Annotated in this window: 22 protein-coding genes; 9 read left to right on the forward strand and 13 right to left on the reverse strand. The window is 29.8% G+C overall.

Translation table 11 applies throughout. The features are described 5' to 3' along the window. Nucleotide 1: 1 nt before the first annotated feature. A complete protein-coding gene (locus tag BTO16_RS03095) occupies nt 2-658 on the reverse strand; it encodes an endonuclease III domain-containing protein (RefSeq protein ID WP_105020182.1) in 657 nt (218 codons plus the stop codon). Nucleotides 659-788: 130 nt separating this feature from the next. Here BTO16_RS03095 and bcp point away from each other — a divergent pair, with 130 nt between their 5' ends. Together bcp and BTO16_RS03105 are read left to right on the forward strand one after the other, a co-directional pair. Next, on the forward strand, nt 789-1241 hold the full coding sequence (gene bcp, locus BTO16_RS03100; RefSeq protein WP_105020183.1) for a thioredoxin-dependent thiol peroxidase: 453 nt from the start codon (nt 789-791) through the stop codon (nt 1239-1241). Nucleotides 1242-1386: 145 nt separating this feature from the next. Beyond that, nucleotides 1387-1782, forward strand: coding sequence for a hypothetical protein (locus BTO16_RS03105; protein WP_105020184.1), 396 nt, complete (start codon nt 1387-1389; stop codon nt 1780-1782). Here BTO16_RS03105 and BTO16_RS03110 read toward each other — a convergent pair whose 3' ends face one another. Further along, nucleotides 1783-4230, reverse strand: coding sequence for a TonB-dependent receptor (locus tag BTO16_RS03110; protein ID WP_105020185.1), 2448 nt, complete (start codon nt 4228-4230; stop codon nt 1783-1785). 5 nt (nt 4231-4235) lie between these two features. Beyond that, nucleotides 4236-5939, reverse strand: coding sequence for a M23 family metallopeptidase (locus tag BTO16_RS03115; protein ID WP_105020186.1), 1704 nt, complete (start codon nt 5937-5939; stop codon nt 4236-4238). Between the two features lie 148 nt (nt 5940-6087). Here BTO16_RS03115 and BTO16_RS03120 point away from each other — a divergent pair, with 148 nt between their 5' ends. The 3 genes from BTO16_RS03120 (at nt 6088) to rny (ending at nt 8479) form a co-directional block, all read left to right on the forward strand. Further along, nucleotides 6088-6378, forward strand: a complete 291-nt coding sequence (locus tag BTO16_RS03120) for a hypothetical protein (RefSeq protein ID WP_105020187.1) — start codon at nt 6088-6090, stop codon at nt 6376-6378. 13 nt (nt 6379-6391) lie between these two features. Beyond that, entirely contained in the window at nt 6392-6682 is a 291-nt protein-coding gene (locus BTO16_RS03125) for a cell division protein ZapA (protein ID WP_105020188.1), read from the forward strand. Nucleotides 6683-6910: 228 nt separating this feature from the next. After that, nucleotides 6911-8479 carry a ribonuclease Y gene (gene rny, locus BTO16_RS03130; RefSeq protein WP_105020189.1) on the forward strand — a complete coding sequence of 523 codons (1569 nt, stop codon included), beginning with the start codon at nt 6911-6913 and terminating at the stop codon, nt 8477-8479. A gap of 100 nt (nt 8480-8579) precedes the next feature. Here the strand turns inward: rny and xerD are convergent, their stop codons facing one another. Continuing rightward, a complete protein-coding gene (gene xerD / locus BTO16_RS03135) occupies nt 8580-9476 on the reverse strand; it encodes a site-specific tyrosine recombinase XerD (RefSeq protein WP_105020190.1) in 897 nt (298 codons plus the stop codon). Between the two features lie 42 nt (nt 9477-9518). Between xerD and aroQ the strand changes: the two genes are divergently transcribed. Then, complete coding sequence (gene aroQ / locus BTO16_RS03140; RefSeq protein WP_105020191.1) at nt 9519-9932, forward strand: type II 3-dehydroquinate dehydratase; 414 nt, start codon at nt 9519-9521, stop codon at nt 9930-9932. Nucleotides 9933-10046: 114 nt separating this feature from the next. Here aroQ and BTO16_RS03145 read toward each other — a convergent pair whose 3' ends face one another. The 5 genes from BTO16_RS03145 to BTO16_RS03165 form a co-directional block, all read right to left on the reverse strand. After that, nucleotides 10047-10523, reverse strand: coding sequence for a GNAT family N-acetyltransferase (locus tag BTO16_RS03145; protein WP_105020192.1), 477 nt, complete (start codon nt 10521-10523; stop codon nt 10047-10049). Between the two features lie 136 nt (nt 10524-10659). Then, complete coding sequence (gene ftcD / locus BTO16_RS03150; RefSeq protein WP_105020193.1) at nt 10660-12342, reverse strand: glutamate formimidoyltransferase; 1683 nt, start codon at nt 12340-12342, stop codon at nt 10660-10662. Between the two features lie 153 nt (nt 12343-12495). Next, nucleotides 12496-13665 carry a lipoprotein N-acyltransferase Lnb domain-containing protein gene (locus tag BTO16_RS03155; RefSeq protein WP_105020194.1) on the reverse strand — a complete coding sequence of 390 codons (1170 nt, stop codon included), beginning with the start codon at nt 13663-13665 and terminating at the stop codon, nt 12496-12498. A gap of 9 nt (nt 13666-13674) precedes the next feature. Beyond that, nucleotides 13675-14742 carry a putative type IX sorting system protein PorV2 gene (locus BTO16_RS03160; protein ID WP_105020195.1) on the reverse strand — a complete coding sequence of 356 codons (1068 nt, stop codon included), beginning with the start codon at nt 14740-14742 and terminating at the stop codon, nt 13675-13677. A gap of 75 nt (nt 14743-14817) precedes the next feature. Beyond that, on the reverse strand, nt 14818-15717 hold the full coding sequence (locus BTO16_RS03165; RefSeq protein WP_245891953.1) for a YheT family hydrolase: 900 nt from the start codon (nt 15715-15717) through the stop codon (nt 14818-14820). A 174-nt stretch (nt 15718-15891) separates the two neighbouring features. Between BTO16_RS03165 and BTO16_RS03170 the strand changes: the two genes are divergently transcribed. The 3 genes from BTO16_RS03170 to BTO16_RS03180 are packed head-to-tail and all read left to right on the forward strand — an operon-like array spanning nt 15892 to nt 18223. Next, complete coding sequence (locus tag BTO16_RS03170; protein ID WP_105020197.1) at nt 15892-16626, forward strand: CDP-alcohol phosphatidyltransferase family protein; 735 nt, start codon at nt 15892-15894, stop codon at nt 16624-16626. Nucleotides 16627-16630: 4 nt separating this feature from the next. After that, complete coding sequence (locus BTO16_RS03175; RefSeq protein ID WP_105020198.1) at nt 16631-17857, forward strand: sensor histidine kinase; 1227 nt, start codon at nt 16631-16633, stop codon at nt 17855-17857. Nucleotides 17858-17863: 6 nt separating this feature from the next. Continuing rightward, the gene (locus BTO16_RS03180; protein ID WP_105020199.1) at nt 17864-18223 is read left to right on the forward strand and encodes a VOC family protein; all 360 of its coding nucleotides are present in this window, start codon (nt 17864-17866) and stop codon (nt 18221-18223) included. On the opposite strand, the gene lptB is transcribed toward BTO16_RS03180, so the two are convergent. The 4 genes from lptB to BTO16_RS03200 all read right to left on the reverse strand — a co-directional run bounded on the left by lptB (nt 18213) and on the right by BTO16_RS03200 (nt 21215). Continuing rightward, nucleotides 18213-18956 carry an LPS export ABC transporter ATP-binding protein gene (lptB, locus tag BTO16_RS03185; RefSeq protein ID WP_105020200.1) on the reverse strand — a complete coding sequence of 248 codons (744 nt, stop codon included), beginning with the start codon at nt 18954-18956 and terminating at the stop codon, nt 18213-18215. The two genes, BTO16_RS03180 and lptB, sit on opposite strands and share 11 nt — an antisense overlap. Nucleotides 18957-19094: 138 nt before the next feature. Continuing rightward, a complete protein-coding gene (locus BTO16_RS03190) occupies nt 19095-19442 on the reverse strand; it encodes a carboxymuconolactone decarboxylase family protein (RefSeq protein WP_105020201.1) in 348 nt (115 codons plus the stop codon). Next, nucleotides 19417-20247: a twin-arginine translocase subunit TatC gene (gene tatC, locus BTO16_RS03195; protein ID WP_105020202.1), complete on the reverse strand. Its 831-nt coding sequence runs from the start codon at nt 20245-20247 to the stop codon at nt 19417-19419. The genes BTO16_RS03190 and tatC overlap by 26 nt, the downstream gene beginning before the upstream one ends. After that, nucleotides 20247-21215, reverse strand: a complete 969-nt coding sequence (locus BTO16_RS03200) for a KpsF/GutQ family sugar-phosphate isomerase (RefSeq protein ID WP_105020203.1) — start codon at nt 21213-21215, stop codon at nt 20247-20249. The genes tatC and BTO16_RS03200 overlap by 1 nt, the downstream gene beginning before the upstream one ends. Nucleotides 21216-21251 lie beyond the last annotated feature (36 nt).

Raw genomic sequence — 21251 nt, forward strand, 5'->3', positions numbered from 1 at the left:
ACTACTTTTTATTCTTATAATATGCATCTAATACAGACTTTCTACCAATAGTTTTGGTAATAATATCATTCTCTAAATCCCAACCTCTAGCAGGCGAATATTCTCGTCCATACCAAATAATTTGTAAATGTAAATCGTTCCATATTTCTTTTGGAAACAATCGTTTAGCATCTTTTTCGGTTTGAGTAACATTTTTTCCGTTGGTTAAATTCCAACGCCACAATAATCTATGAATATGCGTATCCACAGGAAAAGCGGGCACACCAAAAGCCTGACTCATAACAACACTTGCTGTTTTATGACCAACTGCGGGTAATTCTTCTAAGCCTTCAAAAGATTGCGGAACTTCGCCATTATATTTATCAATTATAATTTTCGACAAACCGTAAATCCCTTTGCTTTTCATCGGCGATAAGCCGCAAGGGCGAATAATTGCTTTAATTTCTTCTACAGACATTTTTATCATATCGAAAGGATTATCCGCTTTAGCGAACAGTAAAGGCGTAATTTTATTTACACGAACATCTGTGCACTGTGCAGACAATAAAACAGCAATTAACAGTGTATATGGATCTTTATGATCTAAAGGAATCGGAATTTCTGGGTATTTGTTTTCGAGGGTATCAATTACAAATTGCACTTTTTCTTGCTTGTTCATAAATCTGAGTTATAAAATGTAAAGTTAAAAGTTGAAAGTAAAATAGACTACTTAAAATTTACTTTTTTTAAGATTAACTTGTAAAGACTTTATAAACTTTGTATTTTTAATCTTTAAAACCATTTATAGAATGACATCATTAAAAATAGGAGATAAAGCGCCACAATTTGAAGCAAAAGATCAAGAGGGTAATACAGTAAAATTAACAGATTACGCTGGTAAAAAGTTAGTATTGTTTTTTTATCCAAAAGCAAGTACACCAGGTTGCACGGCAGAAGCGTGTGATTTACGAGACAATTACCAATCTTTTTTAGCAAAAGGATATGACGTTTTAGGCGTAAGCGCAGATTCTGGTAAAAAGCAACAAAACTTTATCAATAAAAACGAACTTCCTTTTCCGCTTTTAGCGGATGAAGATAGAGCTGTAATAGAAGCTTTTAATGTTTGGGGACCAAAGAAGTTTATGGGTAAAGAATATGACGGAATTCATAGAACTACTTTTGTAATCGATGAAAAAGGCATTATAGAAGACGTAATTATTAAAGTAAAAACAAAAGCACATGCTGCTCAAATATTGGGTTAGTATTTTATTTAAAATTAGATTTTTTAAGAGAGTTGATGAAAATCAGCTCTTTTTTTGTTTTAAAATATACCTAATACTAGGTATTGTATTGCTTCTCAAGTTTTTGGATATTTGAAAATATAAATTTAATACATACTTTAGTAAAATGAAAAACGCAATAAAATTATTTTTCCTGATGTTATTTTTAGTACCACAGTTTATAAATGCACAAGCAATTACAAATGTAAAAACACTTTTAATAGAAAACGAATATGGAAATGCTAGGTTAATTATAACACCAAACTCGTATGATATGACGGCCACAAAACCAACAAAATTAGCAGGTGTTTATGGTTTACTAGTTTGTTATACATATAAAGGAGTAAAAAAAGCATTGCACCAAGATTTAACCTATGATTTTAATAAAAAAGGTGAAAAAGAGTTGTTTTTAGGTATGTCTGCAACCAAATCTAATATTGTAATTGGATCAGTTGTATTCTACAGACGCGATTTAATGAATAAAAATGATTATCCTAAAAAAACGGATTGTTTTAAAGAGTAATTAAAACGTCATTCCAACTTTAAAGTTTAAAACACGTCCTGTCATGTAATTCGGAATTCCAAATTGAGTTTTAGAATATACATCTCTAACCCAAGTATTGGTAATAGAATTCTGAATATCGAACATATTAAAAAGTTCTAAACCTGCACTTAATTCTTTAAATTTGGATAACCAACCGGTAGAAAATTGTTTATTAGCATCCACAAAAATATAAGAAACACCTAAATCTGCACGTTTATAATCCCTTAAACGTTCTTGAAAACGGTATACATCTGCATACGCAGGTGCGCCGCCCGGAACGCCCGTGTTGTAAACCAAATTTAAATACGCTTTTAAATCTGGTAAATTTGGCACGTAATCTTGAAATAGAATTCCAAATTTAATTCGCTGGTCAGAAGGTCTTGCAATAAAACCTCTGTTATCTATATTTTCTTCTGTTTTTAAATACCCTAAACTTACCCAACTATCACTACCAGGAACAAATTCTCCGTTTAAGCGAAGATCAATTCCGGTTGCAAAAGCAGTAGTTAAGTTGTCTGCTCTGTAACGAATTCTAACATTATCAATCGAATAAGCATTCACATCAGATAAATCTTTATAATATACCTCTGTTGTAAGTTTAAATGGTCTTTCCCACATTTTAAAACTATAATCCATTCCTGCCACATAATGAATCGATTTTTGTGCTTTTACATTTACATTAACATCACCGTCAAAATTTCTTAATTCTCTATAAGATGGAGGTTGCGCGTACAAGCCGCCAGATAATCTAAATAACATATCTTTTTCCCAGTTTGGTTTGATGGCAAATTGAGCTCTGGGGCTAATAATTGTCTGACTTTTAGATTGTATTCCGTTTCCTGTAACAGTCCAATTTTGAGCTCTAATACCAACATTATAGAAAACTTCGTGATCGTTCCAAAAAGAACGCTGATTAAATTGTACAAAACCAGAAACTCTATTGATAGCAACATTATTATCTTTTCTGATGTTTTGATATGGCGTAATTTCGCCTTCAAAAGGTGCGTAAGGTTGATTGTTTGAGGAGTGAAAAGGAGGTCTTATAGAAAACCCTAAAGAATCAATAACTTCCCATTCTCTAATTCTGTCTTTAATATCTTCTTGCTGATATTTTGCACCAAAATTCCATTGTGTTTCACCATTTTTGATAGTTCCTTTTACTTGAATATTTGATATTAAAGCATCTAAATCATTACGAGCATGATTTAATTGCGAACCAATTCCTTGAGAAAAATCAACTTCACCAAAATTTTGAGAACCAATATTTGCATCTACTTCACCTAAATTATAAGCGGCAGCAATATCAAAATGCTCTTCTTCTTGGGTATTGTATCTAGAAGCGGTTGTGGTTAGCGTAAAATCATCAGTTATTTTATAATCTGCGGATAAAGCTCCAAATAGTGTTAAATATTTATCTTTTTCCTGACCAGAATAAAACACAATTAATTCCAACGGATTTGCAACGGTTCCAAAACGTGTTCTTCTAGATATTGGTTGATAATCGTAATTGTTTAAAGAAAAATTTCCTAAGAAATTTAAGGATAGTTTTTCTGAGAAATCATACGACAAAAAGGTTTGAACATCTGTAAACCTTGGTCTAAAGTTGGTTTCAATTTGCTTGCTATTTACAAACAAACTATTATCTCTATACCTAACGCCAGTAATAGTACTAAGCTTATTATTTAAAAACTGTCCTTCAAAAGTTACACTAGCGCCTAATAAACTAGCGTCTATTGTTGTGGCGGTTTCGGTAGGTTTTCTATACGTAATATCTAGAACAGATGATAATTTATCGCCATATTTTGCTTGAAATCCGCCCGCAGAAAAATTAATATTCTGCACCATATTAGAGTTTATAAAACTTAAACCTTCTTGCTGACCAGATCTAATTAAAAAAGGTCTGTAAATTTCAATTCCGTTTACATATACCAAGTTTTCATCAAAATTACCACCTCTAACATTGTATTGCGTGCTTAGCTCGTTATTGTTATTTACGCCTGGTAAAGTCATTAAAATATTTTCTACACCAGCATTTGGACCGATAATGTTTTTTGCTTTATTAGCGTCGATACTTGTTAATCCTTCTGCTTTTTTTCTGATATCTTTTACAACAATCTCTTTTAATTCTTCTGTTTTTAAAGTTAAAGTAGGTGAGTAGCGAATTGCATTTCTGCTAGTTGCTGTAATTATTTTTGTAAAAGTTCTGTAAGAAACATGACTAAAAATTAGCGTAATTTCTTCGTTAAAAGGAATTCTTATAGAATAGTTTCCGTCTTTATCGGTTACATCTCCAGTATTTCCAAACTTTATAGAAACTTTTTCGATAGGTTCATTTAAATTATTTTTTATGGTACCTTTTAAGATGGTTGTTTTTTGGGCAACTAAAAAGCCAGGTATAAGCAATAATAAGAAGAGTAATTTTTTCACAAAAGCTAGTTTATTTGTTTCTTAAAGAACGTTGCAGAAAGCTCATTCGTATTTCCTGCGTTGTCTGAGACTACAATTTTAAAGATATGTTTGCTACCAACCAATTTTTTATCACTAAAATTATAGGTTAATATGTTTTTTTTATGATTAAGTTCCATCAAAATCCATTCATCATCAATAGTTGCTCTATAGTTTTTGATATCAGAGCCAACATCAGAAATCATTACTTTTAAAGTTTCTGAATTACTGAGCCACTGTTGATCTTTAAAATATAATAATTTTATTGTAGGTTTTACTTTATCGGAAAGTAATGTGTAACTTCCTAAGGTTTTTGTTGTAGTATAGAATGTGCTGTCTTTTTTTCTTGTATATTGATATCTAGGATATCTAGAATACTCTATATTTGCAATGAATAAATGCTCTTTTTCTGCTTCTGAATAACTAGAAACATCAAAAGTTAGTGTGTAACTTTTATCTAAAGGAATTGTTGGTGTATGAATTTTAGCAATTCCATTATCAATTTTAAAATCTAAATAGATGTCTTCATAAAATGTGTTTTTAGGAAAAGCCACAGTAACATTATCAATTTTAAATTTATTAAAATTCTTTGCAATTATTTTATAATCAGTTGTATTCATCTGTTCTGTAAAAATACTATTACTTTTTGCACCTGCAACTGGTATTTTTAAGGAACTGGTATTGCCTTTAAAATCTTTAGCTATAATTTCTATGGTATAATTAAGCGCTTCTTTAATGTCAATTTTACCATTATTTATCAAATCTTTAAAAATAGTTAGTTCGCTAGCATTTTCTTTATATGTTTTTTGATATTTCTTTTTATATTTTTTATAGTGCTCATAATCAATAAGTAAATTTAAATACTTGCTTTCAGCAAATGAAAACTCTTCTACATCATGATAGTAAACTCGATTGCCATTTACTAACATTTCTAAACTGAATATCCCATTTTTGTTGTTTGAATTGTTAAATCGATCAATAACATTTACGCCAAAACCAATAAGTCCACTGGCAGTAATTCTTTCTGAAGTATAAATTCCATTTTCGATATTTTTAAGCGGTATTTGAAAACTTTTTCTCTGCTGATTAACTCTTGAGTCTGTATTTAAAGCATACACTTTTAAATCTAGAAAAGTAGGAGCAATAGTGTCATCAACTTTTAAACCGAAAAATAACGGATTGATAACATTTTCTGTGATGGTATTTCGTATTTCAAAGTGTAAATGTGGCCCACCAGATCCGCCAGTGTCGCCCGATAAAGCAATGATTTCTCCTTTTTGCACAAGAAATTCGTCTTTTTTGAAAGTTAAATTACCAGTTTCATAACTTTCAGTTTTATATTGTACCGATTTAACATGTGTTTCAATTTTATCAGCAAATTTGCTTAAATGCCCATAAACAGTTGTAAAACCATTTGGGTGCGTAATATAAATAGCTTTTCCGTATCCAAACTGCTGCACTTTTATTCTAGAAATATATCCGTCTGCGGCGGCTAAAACTTTTAACCCTTCTTTACTTTGTGTTTTAATATCTAAACCTGCATGGAAATGATTGCTGCGTAATTCGCCAAAAGAACCAGATAAAAGGATAGGAATCTCTAAAGGATCACTAAAATAATTTTGGGGATATTTTTCTTGAGAAAAACATAAAAAATGAAGTAATACAAAGGATATAAGCAGTGTTTTTTTCAAAGTATAATTATTTTTTGTGCAAAAATAGTGAAAATCATTCTTTCTATAATTTGTTAAATTTCAGTTAATTAGTAAAAAAGTGATAAAATGTTGTAAAGTTTCAAACAGAATGTTAACTTTGTACAGATAGTTTATTATAAAATGACAGATGAATAATACACTTGAAGCAATTCATTTACTGGAAGATAAGTTAAAAAGCTTACTTTCAAATTATGAGTTTTTAAAAAATGAAAACCAAATTTTGCTTCAAAATAATACAGCATTGCAACATCAGGTTTTAGAAAGTAAGCAAGAATTAATAGCACAAAAAAAAGATTTTGATCTATTAAAAATTGCAAAAACTATTGAAGGCAGTAGTACAAATACAAAAGATACAAAACTGAAAATAAATACATTAATTAGAGAAATTGATAAATGTATAATTCAGTTACAAGAATAAAGTTCTTTATATTGTGGAAAAACTAAAGATTAATATTGTAATTGCGGGTAGAACATATCCTTTAAGTGTAAATAACATTAAAGAAGAAGAAGGTATGCGCAAAGCAGCAACGGCAATTAATAAGTTAATTTCTATGTATGAGCAAAATTATGCAGTTAGCGACAAACAAGATGTTTTAGCGATGTCTGCATTACAATTTGCATCAAAATTAGAAATGCTATCTTTAAATAAAAATGACACAAATGAAGAAGAAATAAAGAAATTAAATGAGCTTACTAATTTAGTAAGCGAACATTTAAAATAAGTTCATTAAAATACATTAACAAAACACTGCCTACGTTAGTAATTGTTTATTAAACTCAACACTATTCTATTATGAAGGATGAGTCTTAACTATTAAAGCATGCCTTTTCGCTTGAACTTGTTCAGCATTATAAAAGGAAACTTAAAGAGTTAGTTAGTCCTATAAATATCATTTTGGAGTTTAAAAACCCAACTATCGTAGGCTTTTTTTATACCTTAAATTTAAATTATGGATGGATTGATACTTCCCATTATTGTGGGAGTTTTTATAGGATTAGCAGCAGGTTTTATGATCTTTAAATCGATTGAAAAATCGAAAGGAAATAAAATACTAGACAGCACAAGAACTGAAGCAGCTTCGATTTTAAAAGAAGCAAAAATTGATGCAGACGCTATCAAAAAAGATAAAATATTACAAGCTAAAGAAAAGTTTATAGAACTAAAATCTGAGCATGAAAAAGTGATTTTATCTAGAGAAAAAAAGATTTCTGACGTAGAAAAAAGAATAAGAGACAGAGAGTCTAAAGTTGCCTCTGAAGTTGATAAAAACATTCGTTTAAATCAATCTGTAGAGCAAAAAGAAAAAGATTACACTTTTAAATTAGAATTCTTAGAAAAGAAAGAAGAAGATCTAGATAAAATGCACAAACGTCATGTAGATATGTTAGAGCAAATTTCTGGTTTGTCTGCACAAGAAGCTAAAGTGGAACTTGTTGCATCTTTAAAAGAAATTGCAAAATCTGAAGCAATGGCTTTTGTACAAACTTCTGTAGAAGAAGCTAAATTAACAGCAGAACAAGAAGCTAGAAAAATTGTTTTAGGAACCATACAAAGAGTAGGTGTAGAACAAGCTGTAGAAAACTGTGTATCTGTTTTTAATCTTGAATCTGATGATGTAAAAGGACGTATTATAGGTAGAGAAGGTCGTAATATTAGAGCTTTAGAAGCTGCGACTGGTGTAGAAATTATTGTTGATGATACTCCAGAAGCAATTATTCTTTCTTGTTTTGATCCTGTTCGTAGAGAAATTGCTCGTTTAGCAATGCATAAATTGGTTACAGATGGTAGAATACATCCAGCAAGAATTGAAGAAGTTGTTAAGAAAACAGAAACTCAAATTACGCAAGAAATTATAGAAGTTGGTAAAAGAACGGTTATAGATTTAGGAATTCATGGTTTACATCCAGAGTTGATTAAAACTATTGGACGTATGAAATATCGTTCTTCTTATGGACAAAATTTATTACAACACTCGCGCGAAGTTGCGAATCTTTGTGGAATTATGGCATCGGAAATGGGCTTAAATGCAAAACTAGCTAAAAGAGCTGGTTTATTGCATGATATTGGTAAAGTTCCAGAAACAGAAAGCGAACTTCCTCATGCACTTTTAGGGATGCAATGGGCAGAAAAATATGGCGAAAAAGAAGAGGTTTGTAACGCAATTGGTGCTCACCACGACGAGATCGAAATGAAGAGCTTATTATCACCAATTGTTCAGGTTTGTGATGCAATATCAGGTGCAAGACCAGGTGCAAGACGACAGGTTTTAGATTCTTACATTCAACGTTTAAAAGATTTAGAAGAAATCGCATTTGGTTTTCCAGGCGTTCAAAAAGCGTATGCTATTCAAGCAGGACGTGAATTACGAGTAATGGTAGAAAGTGGTAAAGTAACTGATACGAAAGCTGCAGAATTATCTTTTAGTATTTCTCAAAAAATACAAAATGATATGACCTATCCTGGACAAGTAAAGGTTACAGTAATTAGAGAAACTAGAGCTGTGAATGTAGCTAAGTAAAAGCCAATTTTAATCTTTTTATTTTTACTTTGTTTAATGTAAATAAGATAAGAAATACTTAAATAAATAAAAAATCCTAACCTTTAAAAGTTAGGATTTTTTATTTTCTAGGATGATAGTTTTCTACAACTTCTTTTAAATAACTTGTATCTAAATGCACATACACTTCTGTAGTAGTAATGCTCTCATGACCTAACATTAGCTGTATCGCTCTTAAATCTGCACCATTTTTTAATAAATGAGTTGCAAATGAATGCCTTAATGTATGCGGACTTATTTTTTTATTTAAGTTGATTTTAACAGCCAACTCTTTTAAAATAGTAAAGATCATTTGTCGTGTTAAGCCTTTGCCTCGTCTGTTTAAAAACAAGGTATCTTCAAAACTTTTTGCCGGCTTTAATTGACTTCTAATTTCAGCTATATAAATAGTAATATATTTTTGAGCGTTGAAATGTATGGGCACATAACGTTCTTTATTTCCTTTTCCGGTAACTTTTATAAAACCCTCTTCAAAAAATAAATCAGAAATTTTTAAAGTGATCAATTCACTAACTCGCAAACCACAACTATAAAGGGTTTCTAAAATTGTTCGGTTTCTTTCTCCTTGCGGATGACTTAGATCAATAGCAGAAATAAGTTCGTTTATTTCATCTTCGGATAAAGTATCTGGTAATTTTCGTCCAATTTTTGGTGCTTCAATTAAATCTGTAGGATTTGTTTCTCTGTAATCTTCAAAAACTAAATAATCAAAAAAACTACGCAATCCAGATATGATTCTTGCTTGACTTCTTGGATTTATTTTTTTTGCAATTGCGTAATTAAATTCCTTTACGGTAACAGCGTCAATAGAAATAGGAGTGAAGTCGATTTCATTTTCAGTCAAAAATAAGGTTAGTTTTTCTAAATCTCTAGAATAACTTTCTATTGTGTTTTTAGCTAAACCTCTTTCAATTTTTAAATACAGCTGATAATCTCTAATTGCGTTTTGCCATTTCATTTGCTAAAAATAAAGTATATATTTACAACTTTAAAAGATTTTATGAAACTAATTATCATCAACGGACCAAATTTAAATTTATTAGGAAAAAGAGAACCAGAAATTTATGGTTCTAAAACTTTCGAAGAATTTTTTAGAGAACTTCAACTAAAATTTAGAGAAATAGAATTGTCTTATTATCAATCTAATATTGAAGGCGAAATTATTGATAAACTACATGAAGTTGGTTTTGAGTATGACGGAATTATCCTAAACGCTGCTGCTTATACACATACATCTGTAGGTATTGGAGATGCCGTAAAAGGTATTACAACGCCCGTTGTAGAATTGCATATTTCTAATGTGCATGCTCGCGAAGAGTTTAGACATCATAGTTTTATTGCGCCAGCCGCAAAAGGTGTTTTATTTGGCTTTGGTTTAAAAGGATATGAATTGGCGATTCAGAGTTTCTTGTAGTTCTAAAACTTGTTTCAAAATCTTTTAAATAACCACAAAGTTGTAAAATTTTCTGATAATTATACAGAAACGCAAATTCAAAAAGAACTAAAAAGTTTAAATTTGAATCTTCGACTAAATATATTCTAACTTCAAAAGCATTTTAATATTTGCTCTTTTATAGTGTACGTCTTTTTCTACTTCAACTTCTTTAAAACCAATTTTTTTATATAAATTAATTGCTGGAACTAAACTTCTGTGAGAGTATAAAGTGATGCTTTTCCATTCTTTATTTTTTGCAAATTCGATACAGAAGTTCATTAATTTTAGACCAATTTTTAAACCCTGATATTTTGGTAAAACAGCCATTTTACTCAATTCAAAATAGGTTTTTTGATTGATAAGAGCAATAACTCCAACAATTTCATTATTGTATTTTGCAAAGAAAATATAACCTCCAGGATCTAAAACATATTCCTGCGGATTGCTTAAAACCAGTTCATCATAAGGTTCTACATAAAAATATTTTTCTAACCATTCCACATTTAAACTGTAAAAGTCTTTTGCAAATTCTGGTTGATATGCTATAATTTCTAGTTTTTCTATTTCCATAGTAAGTAAGCTGCATTAGGGATTGAAGTGGAAATCCTTTTTGTGAGGTACGAACAAAAAGATTGAAAAGGAAAGCCCGACTTTTCTAAACTAAAACTTTTTCTGTTTTAGTTTAGAAAAGAATGCCCAAATAATTTTAAATTTTAGAATTAATAATTTGCATCATTTCATTTTCTAAAACGATTGTTTTTTGATAAATAGCTTCTGCTTTTGCGATAATTTCTTCTGCAAATTCTCTGTCTTTAATATCTTTTGCATTGATTCGTACATTAAAATATGCGCCTGTTACGGCAGTTTTTGCACATAAAACGCCAACTCCAGCGTCCGAAAGTGAATTTGGAATTCCGGTTTTCATCATCTCGATCATCACTTCGATAGAATTATGCGCAGTTTCCATAACTTTTAAAGGAATTTCTGTTGCATATTTAGTAGCATTTTCAATGGCTAGCTTTCTTGCTTCCATTTCTTCATTGTTGGTTTTAGGCATTCTAAATCCGTCAATAATTTTGTTAAAAGCATTTGTATCTTCATCAACAAGAAATAATAAATCATTTTTATATTTCTGACCTTTTACAGCCCAGTTAGAAAAATATTCCCATTTGTCATCCCAACCTTGTTTGTGAGCAGAAAGATTTGCAACCATTGTACCTAAAGAAACGCCTAAAGTACCAACGTAAGCGGCAATACTTCCGCCTCCTGGAGCCATAGATTCGGATGCAGTTTCTTCTGCAAAATCTTTAATTGTAAAGTCAATCAACTTTTTACTAGCATCAGAATTCATTACATATTCTATGATTCTTTCTTGCGGATTAAAAGGTTTTAAATCATCTAAACCTAAAGATTTTATAGCGATTTTAATTTTCTCGCTTTCTGATATTCCTAAAGAACGTTCTTGTTTTTTTAAGTAAAAATCGGCTGCATCTAACATTGCTTGTAACGGTACTAAACCAACTAATTCAGAGCCTGTTACGCGTAAACCACGTTCTGTTGCACACAAATCTGTTTCGTAAAAAGCTTCGTGCATCGATGTGATTGAAATGTTGGTTAAATTGTAAGAAATTTGCGCAATTCCGTATTCTTCAATGAACCATCCAATACCTTTTACAGCTTTTAATTTACCCGGAATTCTTTCTGGATTTCCGTTTTTATCTAAAACATTTTTTCCGTTAATGGTATTTACTCGGCCATTTTCACGAATATCAAAAGCAATCGCATTTGCTCTTCTAGTAGAAGTTGAGTTTAAATTTACGTTGTAAGCAATTAAAAAATCACGTGCAGAAATTGCTGTAACTCCAGAAGTAACTATTTGTTGATTGTATTCTGATGGACCAAAATCTGGTTTCCAATTTGGTTTAGAAAGTTTTTCTTTTAAGCCTTCATATTCTCCAGAACGAACGGTAGCTAAATTTTTTCTATCGGATGAAGTTGCTGCATTTTCATAATAATAGCCAGAAATACCTAACTCTTCACCAACTCTTTTACCTAATTGACGTGCGTATTCTGCAGTTTCTTCCATAGAAATATTTGCGATTGGTACTAAAGGACAAACATCGGTAGCTCCAAAACGCGGATGCTCTCCTTTTTGCTTGCTCATGTCAATTAGTTCGGATGCTTTTTTTATCAATCTAAAAGCGGCTTCAATAACATCTTTTGGCTCGCCAACAAAGGTAATTACTGTTCTGTTTGTTGCTTTACCAGGATCTACATCTAGTAATTTTACACCTTCAACGGTTTTTACACTATTAGCAATTGTATTTATTTTGTTGATATCTCTGCCTTCACTAATATTAGGCACGCATTCTATAAGTTGTTTATTCATGGTTGATGAGTTTGTTGGTTAAAAAAATAAGACACTAATTTTTAGGATTCTTGTGCGATACATAGTGTGCTTAAATTAAAAATTATATTGTCAAATGTAAAATATCCTTCAAAAATAAGCTATAAAAATTATCAAAATAATAAAAATAGTTACTTATTTTAAAGCTTTTGATAAAAATAAATATCTAAAAAAAAGTAGCATTAGAACAGGGATTACTGCAACCGGAAATAATTGAACTTCAGAAATCCAAAGAATTGGAATATTTATTAATAAAACTAACGAAAAGATGAAGTAAAATTTCATCCATTTTTGTTGATTATTTTTGAGCATTAAAAAGGCAATAATTAAATTAGGCGCAAAAGCCCATAAAAAATTAAAGTTATTTGGAGCTGTAGAATGATCTGTAAAAAACCAAAGAAAAATGATTAATACTCCTGCAACCCCAGTTGTAAAAAGGATTGTAAAATCTAACCATTTTGATCTTTTTTCCTTTTTGTAATCAGAAATTGTTATGAAAATTCCGACGAAAGAAAGAATACTAAAAATTAAAAAAGGATTAAATATTGATAGTTCTTGTTTTTGTTCTTCAAAATCTAAGAGCACATCTTCTCTTAAAATTATATTTTCTGGCTGATTTCTTATAAACAATTGGCTGTTTTTAAAAATCGCATATACATATTTGGGCAAATACATATACTGATCAGAAGTGGCCTTTTGATCTAATTTACTTCCTAAAGCTAAATTAATTCCGAAGTTCCCCCATGTATTCCAATGGATTTCTTTGTTCATTAATTGTCTAAAAGATTGGTTTTTATCGATATTTTCATCAATAAAAACAACTTTATTTCCTAAAATTGAAATTGTAATATCTCTTAATTTTGTGGCACAATTATTAAAGTAAGGATCGTATAAATAAGTAGCATTTTCAGGTAGCGCATTATTTTCTAAATACTTGAAAAATGTTTGCTTTTCTTGTAGCGTTAAATTTAAAACTTGTTGTTTTACCCAACGTTTATCTTTTTTGTAACTTTCTAAAAAGTATTCGAAATTATATCTACCTAAACTGTATAAAAGTTTTCCTTTAGTGAAGTTTGAATAAAAATTTGGTGCATTAAAATCGAACATTCCGTAATTGTAAATAAGATCTATTTGTAAAACAGGATCCTTAATTCTGATGGCAGAATGACCAAATGCTTCAAATAACTCAGTTCCTGGACCAGCGGTGATAAGACTAACTTCGGAATATACAGAAAGGTTAACTTGTGAATTATAGGGTTTTATAAAAGCAAAAAGAAAGAATAATAGGATGTATTTTTTTTTCATAAATTAGTATCATCTAAAAAAACTGTAATCAAAAGTAATTGAAAAAATATTTGAAAATAAGGCGTTACCAACACTACCAATGTTTGTTAAAGCATAATCTACTTGAACGCCACGGTAGTTAAAACCAACACCAAAATTGGGTTGTGTAGAAAGCGATTTTCCATTGTCAAATTCTGTGATATATTGAAAATTACCAACTCCTAAACGAACGTATACAAGCTGATCATAATCTAACTGAAAGCCAATTGCAGGGTCGATACTGCCCACTTTTGATGAGAAAATATCATTGGTTTGTTCAAAACGAACATTTAGATCTACTTCTGTTTGCAAGTTAAAAAAGCGCCCAATTCTAAAATCTTTAGCAACACCTAATTGAATTTTTGGTTTTGTAATTTCAGTAGTTTCAGGTAATTCTTGATTTTGTCCAGGAATTGCATCCTTTATTTTATTGAATTCCTCTTCATTAATAGCCCAACTATTGTAAGTCGTAGTAATGTCTCTTGCCATCAGGCCAAATTTCCATTCGTTTCTTTCAAACTGAAGACCTGCATCAAAACCAAAACCCCAAGAAGCTGCAAAATCACCAATAATTCTTCGAACTATTTTTGCATTCACACCAAATTTAACATCTTTAAAAATTAAATTTCTTGCATAAGCAAAATTAAAAGCATAGTCAGCAGCTGAAAATAAACTAATTCTATTAAAATCTATATTTCCTTGACTATCAATTAATTGGGTCGTGTTTAAAATGTCATCAACTCCAAAACGAATTATAGAAATACCAAGAGCGCTATTTTTATCGATAGGCATTGCAAAAGCAGCATGGTTGTAATTTGCGATTCCGGCAAAATAAGAAGCATGCATTAAAGAACCTTGATAATCTTCTATACCAACTAAACCAGCTGGATTCCAGTAAATTGCATTCACGTTATTAGTGGTTGCAACTACCGCTTTGCTCATTCCTAAAGCTGCAGCATCTACACCAATATTTAAAAATTCATTTGAATAATTTCTAAAGGATTGCGCATTAAAAAAAAGCGGAAAAGCAATTAATAAAAGGGCTACTTTGTATTTCACAAATATTAAAAATTATAGATTACAAATATCTTAAAACCTACTAAAATAACTGTAGTTTTTGTTAGTTATTGTTTATTAAATATCTAATTGAATATTTTCTTTTATAAACCGATCAATTCTATATTCTAGCCATGTATTTTCAATAGGTTTAAAGGATGTCATAAAACCAACATGACCTCCAAATTTTGTTTCTTCAAAAAAGAAATACTTAGAGATTTCTGCTTCTTCATAAGGATAACATTCTCTTGATAAAAAACTATCGTCTTTAGCATTTATGAGCAAAGTTGGTTTATTTATATTCAAAAGGTATGGTTTTGAGCTTGCTTTTTTCCAATAATCCTCTGGGCTTTTAAAACCAAAAACTGGTACCGTATATAAATGTTCTAAGTGCTTAAATTTTGTTGCTTTAAAAAGTTTACTTTGATCTAATTTATATTCTGGAAATTTAAAAGCCTTTTCTAAAAGTTTGTTTTTCATTGTTTTAAAAAACATTTCCATAAATAATTTATTTTTTAGTTTATCCATTTCAATTTCTGCTGAGCCAATATCAATTGGCACAGAAACTGCAATTCCGCCTTTTACAATTGGTGAAATATTTTCTCCTTGTTCTCCAATGTATTTTAGCGTTAAATTGCCACCTAAACTAAAACCAACAATAATAATATTTTTGTACTCGTAATTTTTTAATAAATACTTTATAACAAAATCAACATCTTCCGTTTTACCGCTATGATAGGTAGAAAGCAACAAATTATCTTCGCCACTGCAACCTCTTAAATTAAAACAAACAGTATCTAAACCTTCTTTTTTTAAGTGATTAACGTTGGACGCCATGTATTTAGAGTCAGAACTACCTTCTAAACCGTGTATTAGCAAAACCAAAGTTTTAGAACCCACAAAAGAAAAATCTAAATCAAAAAAATCATGATCCCAGGTTTTAATCCTTTTTCTAATATAAGAAGCTTTGTCTTTCATAAAAAGAGGCCTATAAGTAGTGTTAAAATAACCATTTCTAAACGGCATTGTGGGCAGAAAATCAGAAGAAAAGACGGGCATAGGTTTTATTTTGCACAAATATGACAAAAAAATAACTATTTAGAAAATTAGCTACTTTTGATTACCTACTTTAGCCATTGAAAATAAAAGTATATGCGTTTAGGAAAACAAATTCCAAATTACATTACGTTAGGTAATTTATTTGCTGGTACGGTTGCAGCAATTTTTGCTGTTGAAGGAAACTTTAAAACTGCGGCTATATTTGTATTGATAGGAATAATTCTTGACTTTTTTGATGGTTTTATTGCACGTTTATTAGGCGTTTCTGGAGAGTTAGGCAAACAATTAGACTCTTTGGCAGATATGGTAACAAGTGGTGTTGTACCAGGTATTATCATGTTTAAATTAATACAAAGTAATTTAAATGTAGGATCTAATTTAGAATTAAAAACAGCGCAAATATTAGATGTACCACTAATAGGCTTAATTTTAACGTTAGCAGCTTGTTATAGACTGGCAAGTTTTAATTTAGATACTAGACAATCTGATTCTTTTATAGGCTTACCTACACCTGCAATGTGTTTATTTGTAGTTTCTTTACCACTAATACGGATGCATTCTGGGATTGAATTTGTGAATGATTTAATAAGTAATAATTATTTTTTAATAGCTGTAACTTGGATCTTAAGCTTTTTGATGAATGCAGAAATGCATCTATTTTCACTAAAGTTTAAAGAGTATTCTTTTAAAAATAATTACATAAAATATATTTTTCTTATCGCTTCTGTACTATTAATTTTTACCTTAAATTTTCTAGCCGTTCCATTAATTATTATATTGTACATTATTTTATCAGTATTTAAAAAGAAGATTTTATTAAACAATTAAAAAAATGAAACCAGCTGAGATCCCCCAAAATGAAAAAGAAAGGTTAAAAGTTTTAAAAAATTATAATATTTTAGACACTTTACCCGAAGAAGAATATGATGCTATTACCAAAATAGCTTCTGGCATCTGTGAAACTCCTATTGCACTTGTAACTATAGTTGATGAAAACAGGCAATGGTTTAAGTCTAAACGTGGTATAAATGCTTCTGAAACATCAAGAGACATCGCTTTTTGCGCACATACTATTTTAAATCCTGATGAATTATTTATTGTTAATGATGCTACAAAAGATGGTCGTTTTTTCGATAATCCTTTAACTACCGAAGATACTAAGGTTGTTTTTTATGCTGGCGCACCTTTAAACAGTTCAGAAGGATATCCTTTAGGAACTTTGTGTGTTATTGATAATAAACCAAAAGTATTAAGTGAAAATCAAAAAGAATCTTTACTATTATTGTCAAAACAAGTAGTTCGACTTTTTGAATTAAGAAAAAAGAACAACGAACTTATAGATTCTAATAGAAAAGTTAAAAAGTTAAACGAACAGTTAAATAATTTTGCTTATCGATTAACGCACGATTTAAAGTCGCCAATTAATGGTATTCATTTTTTGTTAAATGTTTTAAAAGAAGATCATATTCAACTTTTTAAAAATACGGATGCAGAAGAACACATAAATTTAATTTCTAACAGAATTATTTATATAGATAATTTAATTAATGATATTTTAAATTACTCTAAGGTAACTAGTGAAAATATTGTTTATGAAGATTTAAATATTAAAGAACTTTTAGACAGAATTATAATTAATATTGATTTTGAAAAAAGATTAGTATTAGATTCAGAAAACTTAGATTTACAAATATTTAGTTCTAAAATAGGACTTTTACAAGTTTTTCAAAATTTAATATCGAATTCCAGAAAATTTTCTGATGAAAAAAAAGCTATAATAACTGTAAGTTTTAAAGAAGATTTGCATAAATATCATTTTACGTATCAAGATAACGGTCCAGGAATTGAAGAACAGTATTGGGCTAAAGTTTTTGCAATTTTTGAAACATTAGGCGATGCAAGTAACGACAACACAGGAATTGGTTTGGCTACTGTAAAAGCGATTGTTAAAAGATTAGGAGGTAAAATTTCTTTAAAGAAAAGAGAAGATGGTAAAAAAGGAGTTTGTTTCTATTTTTATATCCAGAAAAGAAAATCTCATCAACTTTTAAAAGATTAAATCTCTGTGTTTAAATCAATAAGAACTTTTATTGGTGCAAAAAACCATGAAGAATCTAAAAGTTTTTATAAAGACTTAGGGTTTACTGAAACTAATTTATCAGATACATTGTCTTATTTTAAAATTGATGAAAAACTAGGGTTCTATTTACAAAAAGCATTTGTTAAAGATTGGGTAGACAATTCCATGCTATTTTTAGAAGTAGAAAATCTTGAAAATTATTATAGTTTAATCAAAGAAAAAAATCTTACCAAAACATATAAAAGAGTCAAACTTTCTAAAATTGTTGACAAAGATTGGGGAAAAGAATTCTTTTTACACGATCCGTCGGGAATTCTTTGGCACTTTGGTAATTTTAAGGAGTAAAAAACTTCTTCTTCTTCAGTTCAAAATCTTTTCCTAAATATACTTTACGCACCATTTCATCCGCAGCTAATTCTTCTGGAGTGCCTTCTTTTAAAATACTACCATTATACATTAAATACGTTTTATCTGTAATTGCTAAAGTTGCTTGCACATCATGATCGGTAATTAAAATACCAATATTTTTATTTTTTAATTGTGCCACAATGCTTTGTATATCTTCTACAGCAATAGGATCTACACCTGCAAAAGGCTCATCTAACAAAATAAAATTAGGGTCAGAAGCTAAACATCGTGCAATTTCTGTTCTACGTCTTTCTCCTCCCGATAGTAAATCGCCTCTATTTTTACGAACATGACCAATATTAAACTCTTCAATTAAAGATTCTAGCTTTATTTTTTGTGCTTTTTTTGATAAGTTCGTGAATTGCAAAACCGACAGAATATTATCTTCTACAGATAATTTTCTAAAAACAGATGCTTCTTGCGCTAAATATCCAATTCCTTTTTGGGCACGTTTGTACATGGCGTCGCCAGTTATTTCTTTATCATCTAAAAAAATACGACCAGAGTTTGGTTTTACCATGCCAACAATCATATAAAAAGAAGTAGTTTTTCCGGCGCCATTTGGGCCTAAAAGACCTATTATTTCTCCTTGCTTAACCTCTAAAGAAATACCTTGTACAACTTTTCTGCTACCGTAAATTTTTTGAATGTTCTCTGCTCTTAAAATCATATATTTAAAATAGGTGTAATTGTTTAATTATAGAAAAGTTTAATTTTTGATTAGTGTAAATATAATTAATAATATTTTCAAGAATCTTAAAGCTCTCTTAAACATTGTTTAGACTTACACATTTAAACAGTTATATAATTATACTTCTTTTTCTAGTGCTTCCCAGAACTCAACGGCTCTTCTTAAATGTGGGACTACAATAGTACCGCCAATTAAGGTTGCTATAGACATTGTTTCCATCATTTCTTCTTTTGTAACGCCATTTTTATGTGCGGTTTCTAAATGATAAGCAATACAATCATCGCATCTTAAAACAGCAGAAGCTACTAAACCTAATAATTCTTTTGTTTTTACTGATAAATGACCTTCAGCATACGCATTTGTGTCTAAATTAAAAATTCGTTTAATTACTTTATTATCAGAAGCTAAAATTTTACCGTTCATTTTTTGACGATACTCATTAAACTCTTGGACTTTTGTTGGCATTTTTTTGTTGGTTTTTGATGACTCTTTTTGAAACGATTATACTTATTTCATATAAAATAAGAATTGGTATAGCAACTATAACTTGACTTGCAATATCTGGCGGTGTAATAACTGCAGCTACAATTAAAACAAGAACTAAAGCGTGTTTTCTATATCTTCTTAAGAACTCTGGTGTAATTAAACCAATTTTAGTTAAAAAATAAATTAAAACAGGTAATTCAAATAAAATAGAAACACCTATTAACATATTGGTTACAAGACCTATATGAGACTCTAGTGTAAAACTGTTTTCAATTGCATCTGTAATTTGATAATTGTATAAAAACTGAATTGAAATTGGGGCAATTACATAAAAACTAAATAATACGCCAAGAAAAAATAAGAAAGAAGCAACAAATATGAAGCCTCTAGAACTATTTATTTCTTTTTTTGTTAATCCTGGGGCAATAAAGCGCCAAATTTCCCATAAAATATAAGGGAATGATGCAATAAAACCTAAAATTAATGAAGACCAAATAGAGTTCATTAATTGTGATGTAACTTCGATACTTTGTAGTTTTTTATCAGCAAAATCAATAGTACAAAAGGCACTATCCATGCCTAAATAATTAAAAAAATCGCAAAATAATCGATAAGTTATAAAGTCTGGTTGAATATGGGCTAATAAAAAGTTATCGTATACTTCTTTTGCAAAAATAAAGAATACAAATGCCAAAACAAATATGGCTAAAAAACTTCTTACTAAATGCCATCTTAATTCTTCTAAATGTCCTAAAAAAGACATTTCTTTTTGTTCTTCTGCCATTAGAAAATTCCTTCTTTAATTAAATCATGTAAATGTACAACACCTACATACTTATTATCATCATCTTTTACTAAAATTTGAGTAATCGTATTATTTTCTAAAGCATCTAAAGCTTCGATAGCCATGGCATCTTTATGAATAGATTTAGGGTTTTTACCCATAATATCTTTAGCAGTAAAATTATTGATTTCTGTAGTTCTACTTAACATTCTTCGAATATCACCATCCGTAATGATACCAACTATTTTATCATCTTTTAAAACAGCAGTAACTCCTAAACGTTTTTCTGAAATTTCTACGATTACTTGTGCAATAGAATCATTTTCTAAGACTTTTGGAAGCTGATTATTTTTTATCAAATCAGAAACTCTTAAATACAAACGTTTTCCTAAAGCGCCGCCAGGATGATACTTTGCAAAATCTTTGCTTGTAAATCCTTTTAATTCTAGTAAACAAACAGCTAATGCATCGCCCATAACTAATTGTGCAGTTGTACTTGTGGTTGGCGCTAAATTATTTGGGCAAGCCTCTTTTTCTACAAAAGTATTTAAAGTAAAATCAGCACTTTTACCTAAAAAAGAATCAATATTACCAGTAATTGCAATAATCTTATTTCCGTAATTTTTAATTAACGGTACTAATACTTTTATTTCTGGAGTGTTACCGCTTTTAGAAATACAAATTACTACATCGTCTTTTAAAACAGTGCCTAAATCTCCATGAATTGCATCCGCAGCATGCATAAAAACAGCAGGAGTACCGGTTGAGTTAAAAGTTGCAACAATTTTAGTAGCAATATTAGCGCTTTTGCCAATGCCAGTTACAATTACGCGTCCTTTAGATTTATAAATATAATTTACTGCTTTTTCAAAAGCAATGTCTATAAAATTTGCTAAATTAGCAATAGCTTCGCTTTCTGCTAAAATTGTTCTTTTGGCATTGGCAATAATGTTAGATGTATCTTTCAAGCTTTATGTTTTTATCAGAATAAAAAAAGTTATATC

The sequence above is a fragment of the Polaribacter glomeratus genome, from assembly GCF_002954665.1.
GTDB lineage: Bacteria > Bacteroidota > Bacteroidia > Flavobacteriales > Flavobacteriaceae > Polaribacter > Polaribacter glomeratus.